This window comes from Helicobacter apodemus (assembly GCF_000765745.2).
In the GTDB taxonomy this organism is placed as follows: domain Bacteria; phylum Campylobacterota; class Campylobacteria; order Campylobacterales; family Helicobacteraceae; genus Helicobacter_D; species Helicobacter_D apodemus.
Genome location: NZ_JRPC02000004.1, coordinates 67234 through 88677 on the forward strand (window position 1 = coordinate 67234; position 21444 = coordinate 88677).

At 34.8% G+C, this 21444-nt stretch carries 30 protein-coding genes; 9 read left to right on the forward strand and 21 right to left on the reverse strand.

Annotated features, from left to right (window positions below; all coding sequences use genetic code 11):
- The first annotated feature begins 18 nt into the window (after positions 1 to 18).
- The 9 genes from LS72_RS02270 to LS72_RS02310 all read left to right on the forward strand — a co-directional run bounded on the left by LS72_RS02270 (position 19) and on the right by LS72_RS02310 (position 9741).
- Positions 19 to 1941: a TonB-dependent receptor gene (locus LS72_RS02270; protein WP_034553867.1), complete on the forward strand. Its 1923-nt coding sequence runs from the start codon at positions 19 to 21 to the stop codon at positions 1939 to 1941.
- On the forward strand, positions 1941 to 2525 hold the full coding sequence (locus tag LS72_RS02275) for a hypothetical protein (protein WP_034553866.1): 585 nt from the start codon (positions 1941 to 1943) through the stop codon (positions 2523 to 2525). Before LS72_RS02270 ends, LS72_RS02275 begins: the two co-directional genes overlap by 1 nt.
- Before the next feature lie 85 nt (positions 2526 to 2610).
- Positions 2611 to 3294, forward strand: coding sequence for a 5-formyltetrahydrofolate cyclo-ligase (locus tag LS72_RS02280; RefSeq protein ID WP_034553865.1), 684 nt, complete (start codon positions 2611 to 2613; stop codon positions 3292 to 3294).
- On the forward strand, positions 3203 to 4774 hold the full coding sequence (gene rny / locus LS72_RS02285; RefSeq protein WP_202978612.1) for a ribonuclease Y: 1572 nt from the start codon (positions 3203 to 3205) through the stop codon (positions 4772 to 4774). The genes LS72_RS02280 and rny overlap by 92 nt, the downstream gene beginning before the upstream one ends.
- Positions 4775 to 4920: 146 nt before the next feature.
- On the forward strand, positions 4921 to 5928 hold the full coding sequence (gene mglB, locus LS72_RS02290; protein WP_034553860.1) for a galactose/glucose ABC transporter substrate-binding protein MglB: 1008 nt from the start codon (positions 4921 to 4923) through the stop codon (positions 5926 to 5928).
- Positions 5929 to 6018: 90 nt separating this feature from the next.
- Positions 6019 to 7524: a galactose/methyl galactoside ABC transporter ATP-binding protein MglA gene (mglA, locus tag LS72_RS02295; RefSeq protein WP_034553859.1), complete on the forward strand. Its 1506-nt coding sequence runs from the start codon at positions 6019 to 6021 to the stop codon at positions 7522 to 7524.
- A gap of 27 nt (positions 7525 to 7551) precedes the next feature.
- Positions 7552 to 8574: a galactose/methyl galactoside ABC transporter permease MglC gene (gene mglC / locus LS72_RS02300; RefSeq protein WP_052087285.1), complete on the forward strand. Its 1023-nt coding sequence runs from the start codon at positions 7552 to 7554 to the stop codon at positions 8572 to 8574.
- Between the two features lie 115 nt (positions 8575 to 8689).
- A complete protein-coding gene (locus tag LS72_RS02305; protein ID WP_034553858.1) occupies positions 8690 to 9295 on the forward strand; it encodes a glycosyltransferase family 9 protein in 606 nt (201 codons plus the stop codon).
- 8 nt (positions 9296 to 9303) lie between these two features.
- The gene (locus LS72_RS02310; protein WP_034553857.1) at positions 9304 to 9741 is read left to right on the forward strand and encodes a glycosyltransferase family 9 protein; all 438 of its coding nucleotides are present in this window, start codon (positions 9304 to 9306) and stop codon (positions 9739 to 9741) included.
- A gap of 1 nt (position 9742) precedes the next feature.
- On the opposite strand, the gene LS72_RS02315 is transcribed toward LS72_RS02310, so the two are convergent.
- From LS72_RS02315 to rfbA, 21 genes are all read right to left on the reverse strand, one after another.
- Positions 9743 to 10633: a GT-D fold domain-containing glycosyltransferase gene (locus LS72_RS02315; protein ID WP_034553856.1), complete on the reverse strand. Its 891-nt coding sequence runs from the start codon at positions 10631 to 10633 to the stop codon at positions 9743 to 9745.
- Positions 10634 to 10759 (reverse strand): hypothetical protein, encoded by a 126-nt coding sequence (locus tag LS72_RS11505; RefSeq protein WP_269149269.1) that lies wholly within the window; start codon positions 10757 to 10759, stop codon positions 10634 to 10636.
- Positions 10760 to 11153: 394 nt separating this feature from the next.
- Positions 11154 to 11282 carry a hypothetical protein gene (locus LS72_RS11510; RefSeq protein WP_269149270.1) on the reverse strand — a complete coding sequence of 43 codons (129 nt, stop codon included), beginning with the start codon at positions 11280 to 11282 and terminating at the stop codon, positions 11154 to 11156.
- 10 nt (positions 11283 to 11292) lie between these two features.
- Positions 11293 to 11535 carry an SPASM domain-containing protein gene (locus LS72_RS02325; protein WP_034555336.1) on the reverse strand — a complete coding sequence of 81 codons (243 nt, stop codon included), beginning with the start codon at positions 11533 to 11535 and terminating at the stop codon, positions 11293 to 11295.
- The gene (locus tag LS72_RS02330) at positions 11510 to 11767 is read right to left on the reverse strand and encodes a hypothetical protein (RefSeq protein WP_034555338.1); all 258 of its coding nucleotides are present in this window, start codon (positions 11765 to 11767) and stop codon (positions 11510 to 11512) included. Before LS72_RS02330 ends, LS72_RS02325 begins: the two co-directional genes overlap by 26 nt.
- Positions 11764 to 12204, reverse strand: coding sequence for a radical SAM protein (locus tag LS72_RS02335; protein WP_034555339.1), 441 nt, complete (start codon positions 12202 to 12204; stop codon positions 11764 to 11766). Before LS72_RS02335 ends, LS72_RS02330 begins: the two co-directional genes overlap by 4 nt.
- 17 nt (positions 12205 to 12221) lie before the next feature.
- Positions 12222 to 12572: a hypothetical protein gene (locus tag LS72_RS02340; protein WP_034555340.1), complete on the reverse strand. Its 351-nt coding sequence runs from the start codon at positions 12570 to 12572 to the stop codon at positions 12222 to 12224.
- A 27-nt stretch (positions 12573 to 12599) separates the two neighbouring features.
- Positions 12600 to 12758: a hypothetical protein gene (locus tag LS72_RS10730; protein WP_194145533.1), complete on the reverse strand. Its 159-nt coding sequence runs from the start codon at positions 12756 to 12758 to the stop codon at positions 12600 to 12602.
- A 50-nt stretch (positions 12759 to 12808) separates the two neighbouring features.
- Complete coding sequence (locus LS72_RS02345; protein WP_138154944.1) at positions 12809 to 13900, reverse strand: DegT/DnrJ/EryC1/StrS family aminotransferase; 1092 nt, start codon at positions 13898 to 13900, stop codon at positions 12809 to 12811.
- Between the two features lie 31 nt (positions 13901 to 13931).
- Positions 13932 to 14882: an alpha-1,2-fucosyltransferase gene (locus LS72_RS02350; protein WP_052087381.1), complete on the reverse strand. Its 951-nt coding sequence runs from the start codon at positions 14880 to 14882 to the stop codon at positions 13932 to 13934.
- Between the two features lie 2 nt (positions 14883 to 14884).
- The gene (locus tag LS72_RS02355; protein WP_138154946.1) at positions 14885 to 15958 is read right to left on the reverse strand and encodes a glycosyltransferase family 2 protein; all 1074 of its coding nucleotides are present in this window, start codon (positions 15956 to 15958) and stop codon (positions 14885 to 14887) included.
- A gap of 200 nt (positions 15959 to 16158) precedes the next feature.
- Positions 16159 to 16551 (reverse strand): protein-export chaperone SecB, encoded by a 393-nt coding sequence (locus tag LS72_RS02360; RefSeq protein WP_138154948.1) that lies wholly within the window; start codon positions 16549 to 16551, stop codon positions 16159 to 16161.
- Between the two features lie 215 nt (positions 16552 to 16766).
- A complete protein-coding gene (locus LS72_RS02365; protein WP_034555503.1) occupies positions 16767 to 17309 on the reverse strand; it encodes a GNAT family N-acetyltransferase in 543 nt (180 codons plus the stop codon).
- Positions 17309 to 17602 (reverse strand): hypothetical protein, encoded by a 294-nt coding sequence (locus tag LS72_RS02370; protein WP_034555502.1) that lies wholly within the window; start codon positions 17600 to 17602, stop codon positions 17309 to 17311. The genes LS72_RS02365 and LS72_RS02370 overlap by 1 nt, the downstream gene beginning before the upstream one ends.
- Complete coding sequence (locus LS72_RS02375) at positions 17574 to 18050, reverse strand: acyltransferase (RefSeq protein ID WP_108911861.1); 477 nt, start codon at positions 18048 to 18050, stop codon at positions 17574 to 17576. Before LS72_RS02375 ends, LS72_RS02370 begins: the two co-directional genes overlap by 29 nt.
- Complete coding sequence (locus LS72_RS02380) at positions 18050 to 18463, reverse strand: sugar 3,4-ketoisomerase (protein ID WP_034555875.1); 414 nt, start codon at positions 18461 to 18463, stop codon at positions 18050 to 18052. Before LS72_RS02380 ends, LS72_RS02375 begins: the two co-directional genes overlap by 1 nt.
- Positions 18463 to 18897: a sugar 3,4-ketoisomerase gene (locus tag LS72_RS02385; RefSeq protein ID WP_138154952.1), complete on the reverse strand. Its 435-nt coding sequence runs from the start codon at positions 18895 to 18897 to the stop codon at positions 18463 to 18465. The genes LS72_RS02380 and LS72_RS02385 overlap by 1 nt, the downstream gene beginning before the upstream one ends.
- Positions 18897 to 19250 (reverse strand): acyltransferase, encoded by a 354-nt coding sequence (locus LS72_RS10735; RefSeq protein ID WP_194145534.1) that lies wholly within the window; start codon positions 19248 to 19250, stop codon positions 18897 to 18899. Before LS72_RS10735 ends, LS72_RS02385 begins: the two co-directional genes overlap by 1 nt.
- On the reverse strand, positions 19247 to 19471 hold the full coding sequence (locus LS72_RS10740) for a hypothetical protein (RefSeq protein ID WP_034555560.1): 225 nt from the start codon (positions 19469 to 19471) through the stop codon (positions 19247 to 19249). Before LS72_RS10740 ends, LS72_RS10735 begins: the two co-directional genes overlap by 4 nt.
- Before the next feature lie 12 nt (positions 19472 to 19483).
- Positions 19484 to 20500, reverse strand: coding sequence for a dTDP-glucose 4,6-dehydratase (rfbB, locus tag LS72_RS02395; RefSeq protein WP_138154954.1), 1017 nt, complete (start codon positions 20498 to 20500; stop codon positions 19484 to 19486).
- Entirely contained in the window at positions 20500 to 21375 is an 876-nt protein-coding gene (gene rfbA, locus LS72_RS02400; RefSeq protein ID WP_034554485.1) for a glucose-1-phosphate thymidylyltransferase RfbA, read from the reverse strand. Before rfbA ends, rfbB begins: the two co-directional genes overlap by 1 nt.
- Between the last annotated feature and the right edge of the window lie 69 nt (positions 21376 to 21444).

Consider the following 21444-nt stretch of genomic DNA (forward strand, 5'->3'; position numbering starts at 1 on the left):
AATTTTGGAGCAAACTTTATGAAAAAACATAATTTACAACCTAGAGGTTTTCAAAAAAAATATCTTTCTCTTGTGGCTATTTTAGCACTTCACAGCATACTTTTAGCACAAAGTCAAAACGCAACTTTAGAAAATCAATCATCCTCTTCACAAAGACCTTTAAACCTTTCTATCCTACATAATCATACTCTCACAGACAATCAAGATTTTAAAGAAACATTTGATGAAGCAACTATCCGAAAATCCAATACTCAAAATATTTATGACTTTTTAAAATCTCACTCCCTTTTAAATATTAAGACAAATTATGGTAACCCCTATACTCAAAGTGTTGATTTAAGAGGATTTGGCATCAATGGGCATAAAAATCTTGCCATTATTGTTGATGAAATAAGATTAAATAATATTGATTCCTCTGCTATCTCTCTTTCTGCAATTCCCCTAGATTCTATCTCTAAAATAGAAATTATTCGGGGTAGAGGCACTACGAAATATGGCAATGGTGCAGTTAGCGGAATCCTAAAAATCACAACCAAAGCAAAAAATACTCTACATCTAAGTTATGCAAATTACGACACCCTAAACTCGCAATTCTCCTCCCATTATACTAGCGATACTTTAAATATTGGAGCATTTGGACAATACTATCACACAGAGGGTTCAAGAAATATTATGCCAAAATCTGAAGAAAAAGATGGGAGCTATAACAAAAATGGGGGTATCTCGCTTATTTACTATGCCGATAATTCCTTACTACTTAAAGCCCAAACCAACTATTCTAAATATGCGATTAAATACGCTAACCCCTTGAGTAAAGAACAATTTAATACAAATCCTCAACAAGCAGGGAATGGATTCACTCACCAAAGACGTTGGGATACATATTTTAATACGGGTTTAACCTATTTTGCTGATAATGGGTTTATAACAGATATTAATATTGGAGGAAGCTCTAATGAAAGCGAATTTATTAACTCTTCTAGTAAGCACAAAGGAAAGGGATTATATGCAAACTTCAACACCCAATACAAAAATAGCTCTTATTTTACAGAATTTGGAGTCGATGTAAAAACCAATCAACGCAAAAATGCTACTCTGCTTGCTGAAGTCAATGAATCCCTTTTGTATCTTTATGGAGAGAAATACTTACAAGACCTTACATTAAATGCTGGGATAAATACGCAAAGAGTTTCATCAAAAAACACCACCAAGCTTAGCAATAATCTAATAGGCGGAGAACTTGGATTAAACTATGCTTTAAACCCTCAAACTTCTTTTTTCACCTCTTATTCTCGAAGCTTTGTAGTCCCAAATGTAGATTTTATGTTTGATTTTAGAGGTAACCTCAACACCCTTATCCATACAGCAACTTTTGATACTTTTCAAATAGGCTCTAAAACTCTTTTTGGAATCCATGAATTAAGTGGGAATATTTTTTATATTTTAGGCAAAGATGAAGCTTATTTTGAACCCCAAACATTCCAAAACAAAAGCCTTAGTAAAACCCAAAGAATAGGCGGAGAGCTAAAATTCACCACACATTTTAGGGAAAATCTCTCTAGCACTTTAGCCTATGCCTATGTCGATGCTACCACGCAAGATAATGCAGGTTATAACTACAAAGGCAAGAATATTCCGGGCATTTCCAAACATATTTTTAATATAGCTACAAATTATTTTTTACTCCCAAACCTTAATCTAGGAATCTCTTATAAATATGCTTCAAGAGCTTATGATTACAATGATTTTAATAATGTTTTAGAAAAAATGCCAAACTTTCAAAGTCTTAATGTCAGTATCACTTACCGCTTAAAGGATTTTGAAGTTTATACTTTTGTCAAAAATCTTACACAACATAAAAACGCTATCAAAGTCAGCAATAGTTACTATCCTTATGAATTTGAAACAACTTTAGGTACAGGAGTGAAATACCAATTTTAATGGAAAGCCAACAAGAATTTTCACTCAAAGCCTATCTTACCTACAAATTTTTAAACTCCCTCTTTGTAGGGACTGCCTTAGGAACTATTTTTACCATCTACGCATTAATTCCTCCTAAAGTTTATTCTCTAGGTGGAGTTAGTTTAAGCGTTGTAGCTTGGCTTTTAACGCTCCTTTATGTTAAACTCATTAGTATAAAACCCTATAAAAGGATTCTTCTTTTTATCGAAATTCTACCCTTTTGCTATATTTTAGCTTTTCTGCTTTTTCCAAATACTTTTTATGGAGCTTTATTTATCTATGGGATTTATCAAATTAGCTTTATTTTTGGAGATTATCTCGTGCGGAGTGAAACATTTATCTTTTCACAAAAAACACTTTTCTCCTCTTTTGATAAATATAAGCAAGCAGGCTATTTATTAGGATTAATTGTCGCCTTTATCTTTTATAGCATCTTAGAATCTTGGGGCATAGAAGACAAACAAACACAAGTTTATAATATACATTTTCTTTTATTATTGCTACAAATAGGTGTCTTTATAACTTTATGCTTTGCACTCAAGGGTAAGTCTAGTAAAATTTAATGTTTATTCCGCCCTTTATTGGTTTTTTGGGGAAATTATAATAGCATTTTCAATCCCTTAAAAGTATCTCTTAGCAAGGCAGGCTATGGAATCTCAAAAATCTGAATTTCGAAAATATTGCAAAATAAGCTTAGAAAAACTCTCTAAAGCTCAAAACAAGATATTCTTAGATTCTAAACTCCAAAAGAATCTCTTAACAATCTTAAGTCAAGAAATACAGCATTTAAGAAAAAAAACAAAAAGACCTCTTAAAATCCTACTTTATTATCCTTTAGCAATTGAATTTAATGGCAAAAAAGTCTTAAAAACCCTAAGAAAGCAAAAAAATATAGAAATATTTTTACCTTTTATGGGGGATATCAGCTTTAAAATTGTAAAATTTAGGCTTCCATTGCACAGAGAAAAATTTGGAGTTTTGCAACCAAGCAACTCTTATAGAAAAATAAACCTTATAGATATAGCCATAATCCCTGTCATTGGAATAGATAATCAATTTAAACGCATAGGCTTTGGTAAAGGCATGTATGATAGATTCTTTAATACACAAAAAAAGATTCCAAGAATCCTCTTCATTTGTCGTGGGATTTTTTATTCCTCTTTAAATATTACACAATACCACGATATTAAGGGAAATTCCCTTATCACACCCTTTGTTGCTCTATGCCCTAAGGATAAGTATGATAACCTGGATGTTTGTAAGCTCCGCATTATCCGCACTTGTTGCTGGAGGCGGAAGTTACCTCTTTTCACGAAAACTTTTAGCGGCTAATTCTAAAACACTTTTAGAACAATACAAGGCTAAAGCAAAAGCTATAGAATATGAAGCCAACAAACTTTTGCAAGAATCAAAAATAAAAGCAAAAGAAATAGAATTAGAATCTAAACGGAGGTCCGAAAAAGAGAGTGTAAGAATTACCAAAGAACACGAAAACAATCTTTTAGAACTTGAAAAAATCAAAATAAAAGAAAATCAAAAATTAGAGAGGGAATATTATAAGTTAGAGCAAGAAAAAAATCTATTCAACAAAGATAGAAATATATTCAATGAAGAGCAAGAAGCCTTAAAGGTTTTAAAAAGCAAGTATCAATCTATGCTTCAAGAGCTCACACGATTGCTCTGCTCCATTACCCACCTCTCTAAAGAAGAGGCAAGAGAATTACTCTTTGAAAAGATTAAGGAAGAGGCTAAAATAGATGCTGCTAAACTCATACGAAAATATGAGGAAGACGCAAAAGAAGAAGCAAAAGCAAAAGCAAATTATATTCTAGCACAAGCCACGACTCGTTTTGCAGGAGAATTTGCCGCAGAAAGACTTACTCAAATCATTGCCCTACCAAGTGATGATTTCAAAGCTAAAATTATTGGCAAAGAAGGACGCAATATTAAGGCTTTAGAAATGACTTGTGGAGTAGATATTATTATTGATGATTCACCAGGAATTATTACCATTAGCTCCCATAATCTCTATCGCAGGAGTATAGCAGCAAAAGCCATACAAAACCTTATTGAAGATGGCAGGATTCAACCTGCAAGGATTGAAGAGGTTTATCAAAAATGCCTTGAAGAGTTTGAAAATAGTATATTAGAAGAAGGAGAGAGAATTACCTTAGATTTAGGATTAAATGGAATCCATACAGAGATTAAAAAACTCATTGGTCGTTTGCGTTATCGGGCAAGTTATGGACAAAACGCCCTTGAACACTCCTTAGAAGTTGCTAATTTAGCAGGAATAATTGCTGGAGAACTTGGCGGAGATTGTCTCCTTGCTATACGTGCTGGACTTTTACACGATATAGGCAAAGCAAGAACACACGAATATAAAGGCACACATGTAGAATTAGGAGCGGAAATCGCTAAACGTTATAATGAGCATCCCGCCGTCTTAAACGCAATCCTTGCACATCACGGAAATGAGGAAGCTAAAAGTATCGAAGTTTTTGCAGTATGTGCTGCTGATACTATCTCTGCTGCACGTCCTGGAGCTAGACGCGAAGTCTTAGAGAGCTACTTGCGTAGAGTAAGCGAAATGGAACAAATTGCACTTTCTAAAATGGGTGTATTACACGCTTATGCTATCAACACAGGACGGGAAATACGCGTGATTGTAAAATCCGAAGATATTAATGATGAGGAATCTTATCTGCTTGCTAGAGAAATCGCTAAAGAAATACAATCTCAAGTGCAATATCCCGGAGAAGTTAAAGTCAATGTTATCCGCGAAACTAGAGCTTGTGCCATAGCAGGATAATGATAAAGATAATGTGCGTAAAAACATTATTGATTTTCAATCGTTTTACTAAATAAATATAAAAGTGTATTGACAAAATATAAATTAACAAGTATATTAACAATCAAAGATTATTTTATAAAAGTTTCTTAAGGAGATAATTGCTTATGAAAAAGGTTAGCATTTTTTTAGGAGGAGCCATTTTAGCAATAGGGCTTGTAGCTTGTGGAGGCAACAAAGAAACAACATCTGAAAAATTAAAAGTAGGATTTACAGCTTATAAATATGATGACAATTTTATTGCTTTGTTTAGACAAGTAATTAATGATGAGGCAAGCAAAGTTGCTAATACCGTTGATTTACAAATGAATGACTCTCAAAATAGTCAAACCACACAAAACGATCAAATCGATGTTATGCTATCAAAAGGCGTGGATTCTTTAGCTATTAATCTTGTTGATCCCGCATCAGGAGCCACAGTTTTAGAAAAAATTAGGGCTGAGGGAGTGCCTGTAGTCTTCTATAACAAAAAACCTGCACAATCAGTTATAGATTCGTATGATAAAGCCTACTATGTCGGAATTGATCCTAATGCACAAGGAATAGCACAAGGCGAGTTAATTGCCAAATTATGGAAAGATAATCCAAATCTTGATTTAAACAAAGATGGAGTAATTCAATATGTTATTTTAAAAGGAGAGCCTGGACATCCAGATGCTGAAGCAAGGACTGTTTATTCTATCAAAGCTCTTAAAGATTTAGGTATAGAAGTTCAAGAGTTATACCTAGATACAGCTATGTGGGATACCGCTATGGCTAAGGATAAAATGGATGCTTGGCTATCAGGACCCAATGGAGATAAAATCGAAGTTGTTATTGCTAATAATGATGCAATGGCTTTAGGAGCTATTGAATCTATAAAAGCATTTAGAAGGTCTTTACCTGTATTTGGCGTTGATGCCTTGCCTGAAGCCTTAGTTAAAATCGAATCTGGGGAAATGGCAGGCACAGTTCTTAATGACGCTAAAGGACAAGGAAAGGCTACTTTTAATATAGCGATCAATTTAGCTGCTAAAAAACCTGCTACAGATGGAACTGATTTAGTTCTTGACAATAAAGTCCTATTAGTGCCAAGCATTGGGATCGATAAGAGCAATGTCTCCCAATTTAAATAAAACTTTAACAATAAACCACCTAAATTCAATAATGGGGACTGCAACCCCCCCTTTTTTCTCTATAAGATATAAGCTAAAAAGAGTAAATCTATGAAACCGACAAACTACTTATTAGTAATGGATAATATTTCTAAAGAATTTCCCGGTGTTAAAGCTCTTGATGGTGTCAATCTTAAAGTAAGATCTCACAGCGTGCATACTCTTATGGGGGAAAATGGGGCTGGCAAATCCACTTTAATGAAATGCCTATTTGGTATCTATAAAAAAGATAAGGGAAAAATTTATCTTGATGGCAAAGAGATTAACTTTAAATCCGCAAAAGAAGCTCTTAATAATGGCGTTTCAATGGTTCACCAAGAATTAAACCAAGTAACACAAAGAAATGTGCTAGATAATATTTGGCTAGGAAGATTCCCAATGAAAGGCCCTTTTGTCAATGAGAAAAAAATGTATGCACAAACCATTGAAATTTTTAAAGATCTTGATATTGATATAGATCCTCACTTAAAAATTGCAGATCTTTCTGTCTCACAAAGACAAATGATTGAAATAGCAAAGGCTGTTTCCTCTCACGCAAAGATTATAGTTATGGATGAGCCTACCTCATCACTTACCCAAATAGAAGTAAAACATTTATTTAGAATTATCAATAAATTAAGAGATAAGGGCTGTGGCATTATTTATATCTCTCATAAAATGGAAGAAATCAAAGAAATTTCCGATGATATTACCATTATGCGAGATGGCAAATGGGTATCAAGTCAATCCGTTGCAGAGCTTACAACAGAGCAGATTATTAATATGATGGTTGGTAGAGATCTTACAAATCGTTTTCCACCAAAAGACAATAAAGTCAAAGAAATCATACTTAAAGTTGAAAATCTCTCAGCCCTTCATCAACCCTCCTTAAAAGAAGCAAGCTTTGAGTTACATAAAGGAGAGATTTTAGGAGTAGCAGGACTTGTTGGCTCTAAAAGAACGGATATTGTAGAAACCTTATTTGGTATTAGAGAAAAGGCAACAGGCACTATTACCTTAAATGGAAAGCTTGTAAAAAATAAAACACCTAGTGAGGCTATCAAAAATGGCTTTGCGCTTGTTACAGAAGAGCGTAGAGTTACAGGCATATTTAGTATGCTAGATATTAAAGTTAATTCTATTATATCCAATATAAATTCTTACAAGAGCAGATTTTTAGGATTTTTAAACAATAAGCAAATGGCAAATGATACCAAATGGGTAATAGAGAGCATGAGAGTAAAAACTCCTAACCAAAGGACACAAATAGGAACTCTATCAGGAGGAAACCAACAAAAAGTGATTTTAGGTAGATGGCTTTTGACTAATCCAGAGATATTAATGCTTGATGAGCCAACAAGAGGCATTGATGTTGGGGCTAAATATGAAATTTATCAGCTTATGATAGAGCTTACTAAAAAAGATAAGAGTATTATTATGATCTCTTCAGAAATGCCTGAACTGCTCGGTGTTACTGATAGGATACTTGTTATGAGTAATGGTAGGGTTGCTGGTATCGTCAATACTAAGCAAACCTCACAAGAAGAAATACTCTCTCTTGCCGCAAAACATCTCTAAATTCAATATAAATAAAGGAAAGCTATTATGAACTTACCAAGGACGAAAGAAGGAAAAATTGATATTAAAGAAATTTTAATCCAATCTGGATTGTATCTTGTTTTATTGGCTATACTCCTTGCTATCATCATCAAAGAGCCTTCTTTCTTAAGCATTAGAAATTTTCAAAACATCTTAACGCAATCTTCTGTTAAAGTGATTATAGCCCTTGGAGTTGCTGGGCTTATTGTTACCACAGGAACTGATCTTTCTGCAGGTAGGCAAGTTGGACTTGCGGCAGTTATCTCTGCGACTTTATTGCAAGCCACAACTAATGTCAATAAAGTATTCCCCGAATTAGGTGAGCTTCCTATCTTGCTAGTTATCGGTGTTGTTGTTGCTATTGGAGCGATTGTAGGTGCATTTAATGGGGCTGTTGTAGCATTCTTAAAACTTCATCCTTTTATTGTTACAATGGGTTCTATGACAATTATTTATGGACTAAACTCCCTTTATTATGACTATGTTGGGGCTTCTCCTATTTCAGGATTTGACTTAAGATATACTAATTTCGCACAAGGGGCATTTAATATAGGGGGCTTTACTATTTCTTATTTAATCCTTTATGCAGCCATTTGCACGATGATTATGTGGGTTTTATGGAATAAAACAAAATTTGGTAAAAACTTATTTGCTGTTGGAGGAAACACTGAAGCTGCAAAAGTCTCTGGAGTAAATGTCGCGCTAACACTCATTATTGTTTATGCCCTATCAGGTGCATTCTATGCTTTTGGTGGGTTTTTAGAAGCTGGTCGTATTGGCTCTGCGACTAATAATTTAGGTTTTATGTATGAAATGGACGCTATTGCTGCTTGTGTTATTGGTGGAGTTTCATTCTATGGAGGAGTTGGAAGAATATCAGGAGTTATCATAGGGGTTATTATCCTTACAGTGATTAACTATGGCTTAACCTATATTGGTGTAAGCCCATACTGGCAATACATCATCAAAGGTGCTATCATCATCGTAGCCGTTGCCTTTGATTCTATGAAACACTCTAGGAGAAAATAATATTTTGTTTCTAAAGACATTGTTAGGGTTAATTTGCTTGTTTTACTATCACACAAATGATAGACAAAATGCCCTCGTGCATTCTTTAAAAGATTCTTAATTTAGCAAGATAATAATGCAAAGACTTTATACTTTCTTTGTTAATTCTTTAGTCAAACTCTATTTACAAAAATTCCCTATTACCAAGTTACCCAAACCCACCAAACTTGAAAATATAGAAAATATTATTCTTTTTTCCAATACTGCTTTAGGGGATACCTTGATGAGCACCCCTGCTATTATACAAACAAGAAAAGCATTCCCCCAAGCTAAAATCACCCTCTTTATCGCTAAAAAAATCTACCCTCTCTTTAGGGATTATGAGTATGTAGATAATTTTTTAATTTACAACAAAGGCTATAAAGGCTTTATTGGTAATATCCTTAAAATGCGCTCTTTAAAACCCGATTTGATTTTAATGTTTCATAGTAATGGACCACAGGATATACCAACAGCCCTTTTAAGCGGAGCAAAATATATTCTAAAAACTTCAAGAAATAATGCAATGGAGAATCTACTCTCTACTAAATTAACCCACTCTCCTGTGCATTTCATTATAAAGAGATTAGAAACCCTCTCCTTTGTTAGCTTAGAGAAATACGATAATATCCAAATGAAACTCCCTTGCAAATACCATAACTTTGTAGCCAAAAAAATAGGGGGGGGGGGAGGCAGAGAATAGGATTCCAAATGCGAACAAGCAAAGTTACTAGAGAATGGGGGATAGAAAATTTTGCCAACCTTGCAATTATGCTACTAGACTTTCAAGAAGATTTAGAGATATTCCTAAGTGGCACACAAACAGAAAAGAAATATTGCCAAAAAATCTATACCTCCCTTCCCCCAAACTACCATTTAAGAATCCATAATGTTTGCGGATTATACCCGCTTGATGAGCTACCCTATTTCCTTAAAAGCCTTGATTGCTTCATCACAGGAGATACAGGACCTATGCACCTATGTGGAGCATTGGAGATTCCAAGCATTGCTTTATTCTTAGGAGGAGCGCAACCAAAACTTAGTGGAATCCTACAAGATAGAGCAATCCATAAGGAGATTGAGCAACAATCCCCAATCACTCCCCACCAAGTCTTTGAGGCTTGGAAGAGTCTAAACCATAGCTCTTAAATCATTCATCTGGAGCAAAAAACTTGGATATTTCTTCTCTATCCATTCTTAGCTTACGCTTATAGGCGTCATAATCTTTAATACTATGCCCAATATCAAGCACACGATAGCCAAGTTTAAACATCTCATAACCCAAAACTTTACCCGCAGGTCCTAATGCAAAAACAAGCACCCAATCTTTAGGGAATTTAAGAATCTCTTCTTTAAGCACCCCAATGCTCTCATAAGCGTGTTTTGTCGCACCATAAATAGTAGCAATCTCTTGAGCTTCTTCAAAAAGATTGTATTGCACATTTGCCAAAACCTTATCACCGCACACCAAAAGAATTTTCTTATCAGCAAAAAGCTTTTTTAACCCTGCATAATGCGCTTTGAAATCATAATCTTTATATCCTGCATAGATTTGACTTAGCTCTGTTGCGCCATATTCTTTATTAGGAATAAGGTATTTTTTAATAATAGGGTAATTTTTCATTACCCAAGTATATTTAAACCACGGGCTACGAGCATTATCTGGGGGCATACGAAAATAATTATAACCCAAACCTATTAGAAGATTCTCATCCTCTGAAGTAATGATTGTTTCTAACGCCCTAGCAAGATTGGCATCGTATTTTTGGAATCCTATGCTTCCCCCATTCATTAAAATATATTCCCCATCACCAAATCGAATAAAACTTTTTTGCGTTTCTAGCAAAATTTGCAAAGTCTCAAAACTTGTTTTAACAATTGGAGGCTGAATTTTATCAAAATCGTTTTTAATCTCATTGGGTAATAAATCCGCAAAATTACTCAAATTAGGAAAACTTTGAATCTTGCTATCGATTTCTTTTAAATTATACCTTGCAAGATATCTTATATTGTTAATAAAAATTTTTAAGGAGTATCTCATCTACTTACCCCCTCCTACTTCTATCTTAACCAAATCCTTACAAATAATCGCATCACTACCGAGCAACCAAGTGGTTGGAGCGGATGATTTATGCGGATTCTCTACCTTGCTTGCAATAATAGTCACAGCCTTTTTATAATACTCTAAATCTATCTCCCAAGTGTGTGCGAGATAATCTCCTCTCCTAATATGGATAAAAACGCTCAGAGGATAAAATCTGTTGAAGTTTGTGCTTATTTATTTCACTTTTAATGGGGGGGGGGGGCATATCTTGTTTGATTTGTGAAGAAATATTTTGAAAATAAAGGGGATTTTGAAATTGGCTTTAAATATTCTTCCCTATATTCAAAAGCAGAGCTACAAGTGCTTCTAGGAAAACTAAGTCGCTTTAAAATGCTCCTTATTATCTTAGGTTTTTTCTCAAAATAACTTATTTTTTCTTTCACATCATCTATCTGCTCTTATGTGGCATAGGGTAAGCTAATATAAAAATATCTAAACTAAAGAGCATAGAACGCTCTTATGTCTCATACCAAGATTTATCTAGTAAAATTGGTATTTGCAAATGATATTCTAAGCTATTAGCAAAAGCATATTGAAACATCTGATTCCCTAAGCCACAGGTGATCTGCACAATTTTATACTGCATTTACACTCCCTTATTTACGATGGACTATGCCATTATTTCTACCACTTCCATCCTCTTCCATTCTATTATTCGCCCATTCGATGCAACTTTGACAAATCTTAAACTTCTCATATTTCTGCTCTAAAGATTCTTTATGCACATCCCCAACACTCACTTCATTTCTACTGTAAGTGCCTTGCATAGCACAACAAATAAAAACCTTGCCATTAGGTGCAATATACATTCCATTAAAAAAATGGCCAATGGCACACATATCTATTCTCTGGTATTTTTTCTTTATGGAATCCTCTCTCATCTAAAAAAATTTCATTAGAAAAATTGACATAATTAATAAAAGGCAAACAATCCTCCCACTTTTGCATAAAAAGCTCCATTTCCTCTTTCATACCTTCTACAAGCACACAATTAAGGTTAATTTCAACCCTGCTTCGCACTTCTAAAGCGTATTTTATAAATGCCCTTATATGTTCGTCTACTTTCTTCAAAGATGCTCCCTTATTGCCTTACAAGTTTCCTCTACTGCCCCATCAACACTAAATCTTATAAAGGAAATTCCGCTATCTATTAGCTTTTTACTCCTATCTTTAGTTAGCAAAGTAGCATTACTTGTAAAGCCAACCCTAGCTACCCCCTTATCTCTAGCAAACTTAATAAATTCATAAATCCTATCATCTAATAGCACCTCTCCTGGTCCGGTAAAATCAACTGCACAACCATTTTTAGCAGCATAAATAATGGCTTCTTTGACAATTTTAGAATCTAGATTCTTAGGTGTTTTAAAAAAATCGGTGCTTTGGGTAGGTTTATGGATTGGAGAGTGATAATGGCACATAATGCACGATAAATTGCAAGTATTATTAAGTGAAATCCCAATAGTCTGCGGGGCTTTATAAAAATATTTTAGTTTCTTTGTTAAGTCCATAAGGAGCGTATCTTTATCTATGTTATAAGGCTTAAAAGAATAGGAGAGATTAAAGAGCTTTCGGCTTTCTTTAAAAAGCACTTTTTATATACCTTAGCAGGAATCCCTGAAAAATCTCGCAAAAGAGGGTGAATCTTATTCCTTAACCCAACATCTAGTTGATTATTTCTATAAAGGCATTCGATAAAGTAATTATCCAAAGTTAAATCTTTTTTCAAAGAAAAAAACGCAAAACCATCAACTTCTACATACTCATTGGGTTTAGGATAATAATATAAATTATCCTCGCTATGTAGGGAATCATAGAAAAATTTTTCACAGACTTTACGCCCTTCTTTTTCTATTAACGGATAGTTAAAGGCTATCAATTGCCCCCCCCCCCCCGCAAGTAGTTTCTAGGATTCTTTTAATTCCATTATCGCATTTTGGAAATCCCCAAAAAACTCAACTACGCTAAATTCTTGTAAGTTTAAAGGATATTTTTCTAAATTTAGAGTGTCAATAACACTTTCAACACCAGTTTTATTTTTAAAATTTACGATTATTGTTTTCATATTTCTCCCTTTTAAAATCGCACATTATACCACATTCACATTCCCCCTAATTATCCCCTAAAGCCATTAATAGCCTCTACCACCACCTTAACTTCCTCATCATTCATCACAGGACTTATGGGGAGTGATAAGACTTCATTATGAATTTGCTCTGTGAGTGGAAAACTTAAATGGTTATACTGCTTATAGGCTTGTTGCTTATGCGGAGGGATAGGATAATGGATAAGGGTTTCTATACCTCTGCCCCTTAAATACTCTTGCAATCTATCCCTGCTCCCACACCGCACCACAAACAAATGCCACACATGCCCTTCCTCATCCTCACATTGGGGCAATATAATATCGCAATGATTAATATTTTGCCGATAATACTTTGCAATCTCTCTGCGTCTGTTATTATCTGCATCAAGCCTTTTAAGTTTGATATTTAAAAAAGCAGCTTGCAACTCATCAAGCCTTGAATTTAGCCCAGCATAGAGATTTTCATATTTAATATGTGAGCCATAATTCCCTAAGGCTTTTATTTTCTCTGCAATATCTAAAATGTTGGTGCAAACTGCTCCCCCATCACCCAATGCTCCAAGATTCTTACCCGGATAAAAGGAAAATCCACTTATATCCCCTAATGTCCCCACCCTTTTGCCTTGGTACATCGCCCCGTGGGCTTGTGCGCAATCTTCAATAATTTTTAAATGATATTTTTTAGCAATCTTCCACACCCTCTCCATAGTGACAACTTGCCCATAGAGATGCACGACCATAATCGCCTTTGTGTGTGAAGTAATTGCTGATTCTATCCTCTCTACATCAATATTATAAGTTTGCAAGTTAGGTTCTACCAACACAGGCGTGCAACCATTATCCGTAATTGCTAAAATAGAAGCAATATAAGTATTAGCAGGGACAATAATCTCATCCCCCACCCCAAACCCAAACGCCTTAATAGCAAGATTTAATGCATCTAATCCATTAGCACAACCTATAGCATATTTACTCCCACAATAATCCGCAAACTCTTTTTCAAAAGCATTATGTTGTTTGCCCTTTATATACCAACCACTTGATAATACCTCTTTAAAAGCTTTTTGAAACTCTGCTTCAAAGCGATGATTAATCTTTTTTAAATCTAAAAAGGGTATCACTTAAGCACTCCTTTGGCTAACAATTTGCTTCTTAAGCGATAATAAAGCCATAATCGGAATTTGTTTTTGGCAGATAGTGTGGGGGGGGGGAATAAGAAATTGTAGAATTTAATTCTAAAGGTTGTAATTGCATTGCTTCCCCCCAATTCACAAACATCACATTTGGTTCTTGTTTAAATAACCAATCTCTAATTTTAGGGCAAATCAAAAGTGGATTATGCGGTGAGAGGAGTTTAGCATACATAGCCAAAGACCCCTGAGAGCCAATAAGATTCTTACAAAGACTAAGGAGATATAAATCCAAATAGCCCTCACTTGGTGTATTAACATCACAGATTCTATACTTCCTATCTTTTAAAATAGGGGGGAAATGTTGCTTTACCCATTTTACATCATCACTAAAGATATAAAAGACACTTTCTGGTTGGATACTTTCTATAAGAGAAATTGCCTTTGTAAAATACTCTAAAGCAGTAGGCTCACCATAAACAGGATGAAATCCCGATAAATCTCCCCTACGCACATGCACACCACAAGCCATAGAGGAACATATCTCCTCTTTCACTTTAGCAAAGGCAGTGTCTCTTTGCTCACTCTCTTTGGGAATAAAATGTTGCCTAAAAAGCTCTTTAAAATACCCATCAAAATGCCGTCCCAAATATCCCCCCACATACAAAGGCGGGGAGAAAGTAATAATATTATCATTATTAGCAAAATAAAATCGCTTATAATGCTTTGCTTCCGTTTTTTCTGCTATTTTTATAGGGAGTGTAGGGAAAGCCTTAGGTATATCAAAACTCACATTATAGACTTTATCATAGCCATTGCTAGGATTATAAGCCCCTATTCCTTGCTCTTCAAACCAACTTAAATCATATTGCACTTCATAACCCTTAGCTTCAAATGCACTCCCAAGTGCAACAAAACTTATTTGACTACATATCCCCCCATCCACACGAATAATCACAAGATTATCTCTCACTCCTACCCCCTAAATACCCACAATACTACATTAAGGGCTAAAGATATTCCTAAAGCCACACAAGCAAAATTTAAAGATTTTTTATATTTTTGGTATTTATCAAAAACTTTGTCCGTCCCCATATATTGCATAAGGGCTAAATAATCCTTAAAAGTAAAATTATAACGCTCTTTTAAAACCCTAAAGCCCGCAGTATTCAAAAAACGCATAATTTGATGATACCCCCAAACTTTCCTTACATAATGCGGGGATTGCAATGCCATAAACCCTAAGAAAAATTCCAAAGTATCCTCATAAGGCTCTAATCCTAACTTTCCAATCTCCTCCTTAAAGACTTCTTTAAGTAACCCTATATCCTTAAAGGCTAAAAAAGTATCCATTAATAAGCCTATCTCTAAATCAACTCTTCTTAAGGTTATATCATCTTTAACGCTAATATTTTTCTCTTTAGCTTTAGGACTCATTCTCCGATATTGCACCAAAAACTCTTTTACAAACCCTACTTCACCTTGCAAAAGCAGTAAAATATGCATTTGGCAATCCTGTTGATTACACATTGCCTCATTAAGAGGATAAAGAGGAATAAATGCTTCTCTTTTAATACACATTCCCGGAGATGTTAAACAATTATCCTCCATAAAAAGATAATGTAAAAGCCCATATCGTGAATCTTCTCTAGGGAGAATAGTTTTATCTTTGAAATGGTTGTTTTCATCAATAACTTGTAATTTGGTATAAAGTGCAAGAACATTTTGTAAGCACATTTGGCGATACATAACCTCTAAGGCATTGGGATATAATTTATCATCACTAGCACAAAAGAGCAAAACTTCCCCATTTGAATGTTTAAAAGCAGTATTTAAACTCGCATTAATACCTTGATTAAATGTATGCACAATGAGTTTAATGCGGGAATCTTTAAATTTCTTTATCTCCTCTACATTCCTATCTGTAGAGCAGTCATCCACAATAATAAGCTCAAAATCTCTAAAGGTCTGATTTAACACAGATTCTATAAAATCCCCAACAAACTTCTCGTGATTAAAAGATGGGGATAAGATAGAGATTTTAGGCATCAACACTCTTGTTTATATTGGAGCAATCTATCCTGCTTAATACAATCAATGATCCCACAATCTTAAACCTTTAATAAGCTTTCTAAGTCCATTGAAGCAGCATTGTAATGCTTTGTATATCTCATTTTGCTTCAAAAGCTCCTTAAAATCAATAGTCATTTAGGGAAGCTCTATCCACTAAATGATTTATGAAGTGTATTTTAACTCTCAATTTTTACTTCAAATTCTCCAAAATCTATAAAGGGTAAATCTAATGGGGGAAGTTTTGCTATAGTTATCATTTGCTCCACTATGGGTTGCAAATAAAACTGCATTATAAGCACAGCATTATTTAATAAAGATTCCTTAAAAGCATTACCCACCTCAACAGTGCCAATCATTACTAGTCTAATATGAAATATCTCCATATCTCCTTGCTTAAAAGACAAATTTACATTTAATTGGATAACATATTCATTTTCAGCATTCTTTTTAGCAACTGCACTAATAGCCGAACCACAATCAAGGTCAATTTCCTCTCTTAATTCCTCTACGCGTTCAAAATCAAGTTTTTTAAACTGAATTGTTTTAATTTGAAAACCATTGGGTTGCATATTTATTGACTCCTTTTTAATCTTTTAATAAAAATATTGCTCTTTAGAGATAAATTTAAAGCAACTTGCTTTAACCTCTATTTATAGCCTAAATCTCTCTAAAATAATACACCATAATACCTTAAATATTGCTCTTTCTTTGCAATAATCTTAAATCCATCAATAAACTATCCCTAATCCTAAACTTAACTACTTCACCGCTAATTTACAATCCCCTAGCTAATAATATTACAATAGCAGTATTTAGCATAATGCCTTTGCATTGAGGCAAAATCTTCTTTAGAAAAGTTAAAATAATAATTCTTAGAATCCTCTCTTACAATCCTTGCCTTACACCTTTGATGAAACGCAACGACCTTTACATTATTTTTACGCACATCAAAATGGCTTTGCCTAAAACCTAGAGTATTGAAAGCAAACTCATAAATACAAAGTGCCGATTCTATAGCCACATAACTTGGTGAGGAATCTTTAATAATCCAACTTCCCCAACAAAAACTATCTTCTTTCAAATCATAGATTCTAATAGTGCCAAGGGACTCACCCCCTTGTATAATAAAATAAAACTCCTGCCCCAAAGCCTCACGCTTTTTATATTCTACTATCCATTGCTCTTGTGCTTGAACACCACCTATAATTTGTGTTAAGAATCTTGCTTTTTTATCATTGCGTAAAGCATAAATAAAAGCCGCATCACTTAGCTGCACCAAACGCAAGGCAATATGTTTGCCAAGGAGGGGAAAGGAATAGGTATTCATCACGCTACCCCTTTAGTTATGGCATTGATAATAAAGTTAAAGGATTTTTCTTTTGGGGATTTAAGAATATTATTTATTTTAGAATCTCTAAGGTATTTTTTAGATTTTTCACCCTGTTGGAAACCATACGCATAAAATAAAGCTTCTTTCTTATCATAGAAACAAATAAATGCACTATAACCAGTAAAGTTTTCAAAGCATTGCTTAGACTTAAGAGCATAAAAGGAATTATTAAAAATGCTTAAAAAAGCAACAAAAAGAGGACTATTTACCCCCCCCCCCCAACCTGCCAATAGGTGCAAGAGTAGTTTCTCTTTTAGAAATAAACTTATAAAAGGGTGGGACATCTTTATTCACAACAGCCCCTGCCCCAATGAGTGCGCCCTCACCAATAGTAACTCCCGGTAATATCACGGCTCCTGCCCCGATACTTGCTCCATTTTTGATAATTGTCCTTAGAAATTCTTTAGGATAGACTTTAGAGCGAGGATATTTGTCGTTTGTAAAGCTTACATTTGCACCGATAAAAACCTCATCTTCTATTAGGATTCCATCCCACACCTGCACACCACATTTTATCGTTACATTATTGCCAATTTTCACATCATTTTCTATAAAACAATGCGAACAAATATTGCAATTCTCCCCAATTACCGCATTAGGAAGCACCACGCAAAACTGCCAAATCTTTGTATTTGCACCTATATTTTTACTCTGCACATCAGAGAGAGGGTGTATCATCACTCCTTGCATTTAATCTCCTTAATGAATTCTATAAACTCCGCATAATCCCTAATATACTCACGCTCATCATAATAATCACTTGCTAAGACTACTAACCTACAATCATAAGAAAAGTTTTTCATCTCCCTCCACATATTTTTACCAATATATAAACCAACTTCTGGGGAGTTAAGCTTGACGCTCTCCCTTAAACTCCCATTATCAAGCACAAACTCACAACTCCCACATAAGCACAAAACAATTTGTTCTAGCTCCCTATGAGCGTGTCCGCCTCTGTCAAAAGAGGGGGAGGTATCAAAGATATAATACATTCTTTTCATCGCAAAGGGCATGTCTTTATAAGATTCTAATACGCCTAGCTTCCCTCTCTCATCACTAAAAATCCGCAAAGGCAATAAAGCATAATTCATTAAGCCACAAGAGGTAATTCTCTACATATTACCCCCCCCCCCCGCACTATCGTGCGGTATTGCTCATAATCGTTAATGTATTCATCTATATTATAATAACAATCGCTAAGCACGAGCAGCACGCAATCATCGCTAAAATCATACATTTGCTTCCATAACATTTTATCTAAGTATAGCCCTTGCTTTGGTGATTGCAAACTTATAACTTCTTTTGTAAATCCATTATCCACACATACCTTACAACTTCCTTTAATCGCAATAAGCAAAAATTGTGAATGCCTATTAGCGTGTTCTCCTCTTATAGTATCCTCACCAACACCAAAGATATAAAACACTCTTTTAATCTCAAAAGGGCAGTTTGCGTTATTTTGAAATGGCACAAGTGCAGAATCTTTATCCAAAAATACATTAAAATCTATAATTTCATACTTCACTACTCCCCCTCCTGATTAATTGTCTTTATTAAGCTTGCCGGATTCCCAGTAATTAAAGAATTAGGCGCAAAAGATTGCGTAACGACACTTCCCGCACCCACAACGCAACCATTTCCTAAACGCACACCTTTAAGAATACTCACATTATTGCCAATAAAGCAATGATTTCCTACAATAATATCCGCACTTTTGACCAACGCTTCATTATTCCTCTCTTGGATACTAAGAGCGTGAAAATCCGAATTAATCGCTTGAAAATTCACACCAATAAAACAATCCTCTCCTATTTCAATTTTACACTTATTGGCAATGAGGCAAAAATTATTATTAAGATAAGTTCCTCTTTTAATCACCAACCCCCCCCCCGCACATCAATGTGATTAGAGCCACTATAAAAGTAAAGTGAGGGGAAATATCCTAAATACACCTCATTTTCAATACAGATTTGCCCCCCCTTTAGGGTATAAAATAAGGTGGGCGAGAGTATCTCAAAATCCCCTTGAATTCTTGTATTAGAAAGTATATATTGGTAATACATCACCCTTATTTTTTGGTATAATTGGGAGATTTTCATTATTCCTCTCTCTTATACTTTATATTTTTGAAAATACCATTTTAAGGTTTTTTCTAATCCAGATTCAAAATTCTCTTCAGGTTTCCAACCTAGCATTTTCTGTATTTTACTAGAATCTATTGCATACCTCCTATCGTGTCCTGCCCTATCTTGCACGAAAGTGATTTGGTTTTGATAACTTTCTCCATTTGCTTTTGGTGCAGTAGAATCTAAAATAGAGCAAATTTGTGTAGCAATCTCTAAATTGGTGCGCTCACAATTCCCGCCAATATTAAAACTCTCACCAAAGTAACAGGAGTGAAACACTGCATCAATCGCCCTGCAATGATCCTCTACAAAAAGCCAATCTCGGATATTATGCCCATCGCCATAGATGGGAATTCCTTTACCCGCTAAAGCATTGCGGATAATGGTTGGGATAAGCTTTTCATCGTGTTGTTTAGGTCCATAGTTATTAGAGCAATTTGTGATAAAAGTCTTTAACCCATAAGTGTGATGATAACTTCTAACTAACATATCACTACTTGCCTTAGAAGCAGAATAAGGAGAATTGGGTGCATAGGGGGTAGATTCACTAAAATAGCCACTCTCTCCTAATGAGCCAAAAACCTCATCTGTGCTAATGTGATGAAATATACAATGCTCTTTGTCTTTTTTGGGTTTATTAGGAGTTTCAAACCAGCTTAAATACGCGGTATGGAGCAAATTAAAAGTCCCATTGATATTTGTCTCTATAAACGCACTAGGATTTTTTATAGAATTATCTACATGCGATTGTGCCGCAAAGTGAATAACAAAATCAATTGCATAATGTGTAAAAATATTTTCAATAAAATCTTTATCACAAATATCACCCTTTATAAAAATATAATTTTCATAATGTTCCACACCTTGTAGATTCTCTAAATCTCCCGCATAAGTGAGTGAATCTACATTGATTAAACGATAATGTGGATATTTTTGCAAAAAATAAAGGATAAAATTACTCCCAATAAATCCCCCCCCCCCAGTGATTAGGATACTTCTCATCACATACCCTCTAAAAGATTGCGTAGATATGCCCCATAGCCACTTTTATCCAAAATTTCGGCTCTTTTTAGAAGCTCATTTTCATTAATCCAACCATTATGATAAGCAATTTCCTCTAAACAAGCAATCTTATAACCTTGCCGCAATTCAATCGTTCGAACAAACTCCCCTGCTTCTAACAAACTATCGTGTGTGCCGGTATCAAGCCAAGCAAAGCCCCTCCCTAAGATTTGGGACTTAAGCCTTTTTGCTTTTAAATACGCAATATTAACATCTGTTATTTCAAGCTCACCTCTTAGGCTTGGCTTGAGGGATTTTGCGATATTAATTGCCTCATTATTATAAAAATACAAGCCCGTAACCGCAAAATGGCTCTTTGGATTTTTGGGCTTTTCCTCTAAATTCACAACCTCCCCGCTTGTATCTACCTGTGCTACACCAAATCTCTTGGGGTCTTTCACACGATAAGAAAAAATCGTCGCAATGCCTCTTTTTGCCTGCTCCCTTGCCTCTGCTAACATAGGGGAGAATCCTTGCCCATAGAAAATATTATCCCCTAAAATTAGGGCTATATCTGCACCCCCTAGAAAAGATTCTGCTAAAATTAGCCCTTGCGCTAAACCATCAGGGGATTCTTGAATACAATATTGTATCTGCATACCAAGAAAGCTACCATCACCAAAAAGATCTTGAAATCGCGCTATATCTTGGGGAGTAGAGATAATCAAAACTTCTCTAATATGGGCTAACATCAACACAGAGAGTGGATAATAAATCATCGGCTTATCATAAATAGGCAAAAGCTGCTTAGAGAGCATTAAAGTTGCAGGATAAAGTCTAGTCCCACTTCCACCGGCTAAAATCACGCCTTTCATTTATGCTCCTTTAAGCTCACATTGAAAAGAATTATAGCTTAAAATAATTCTAAAAAGAAATGCAATACA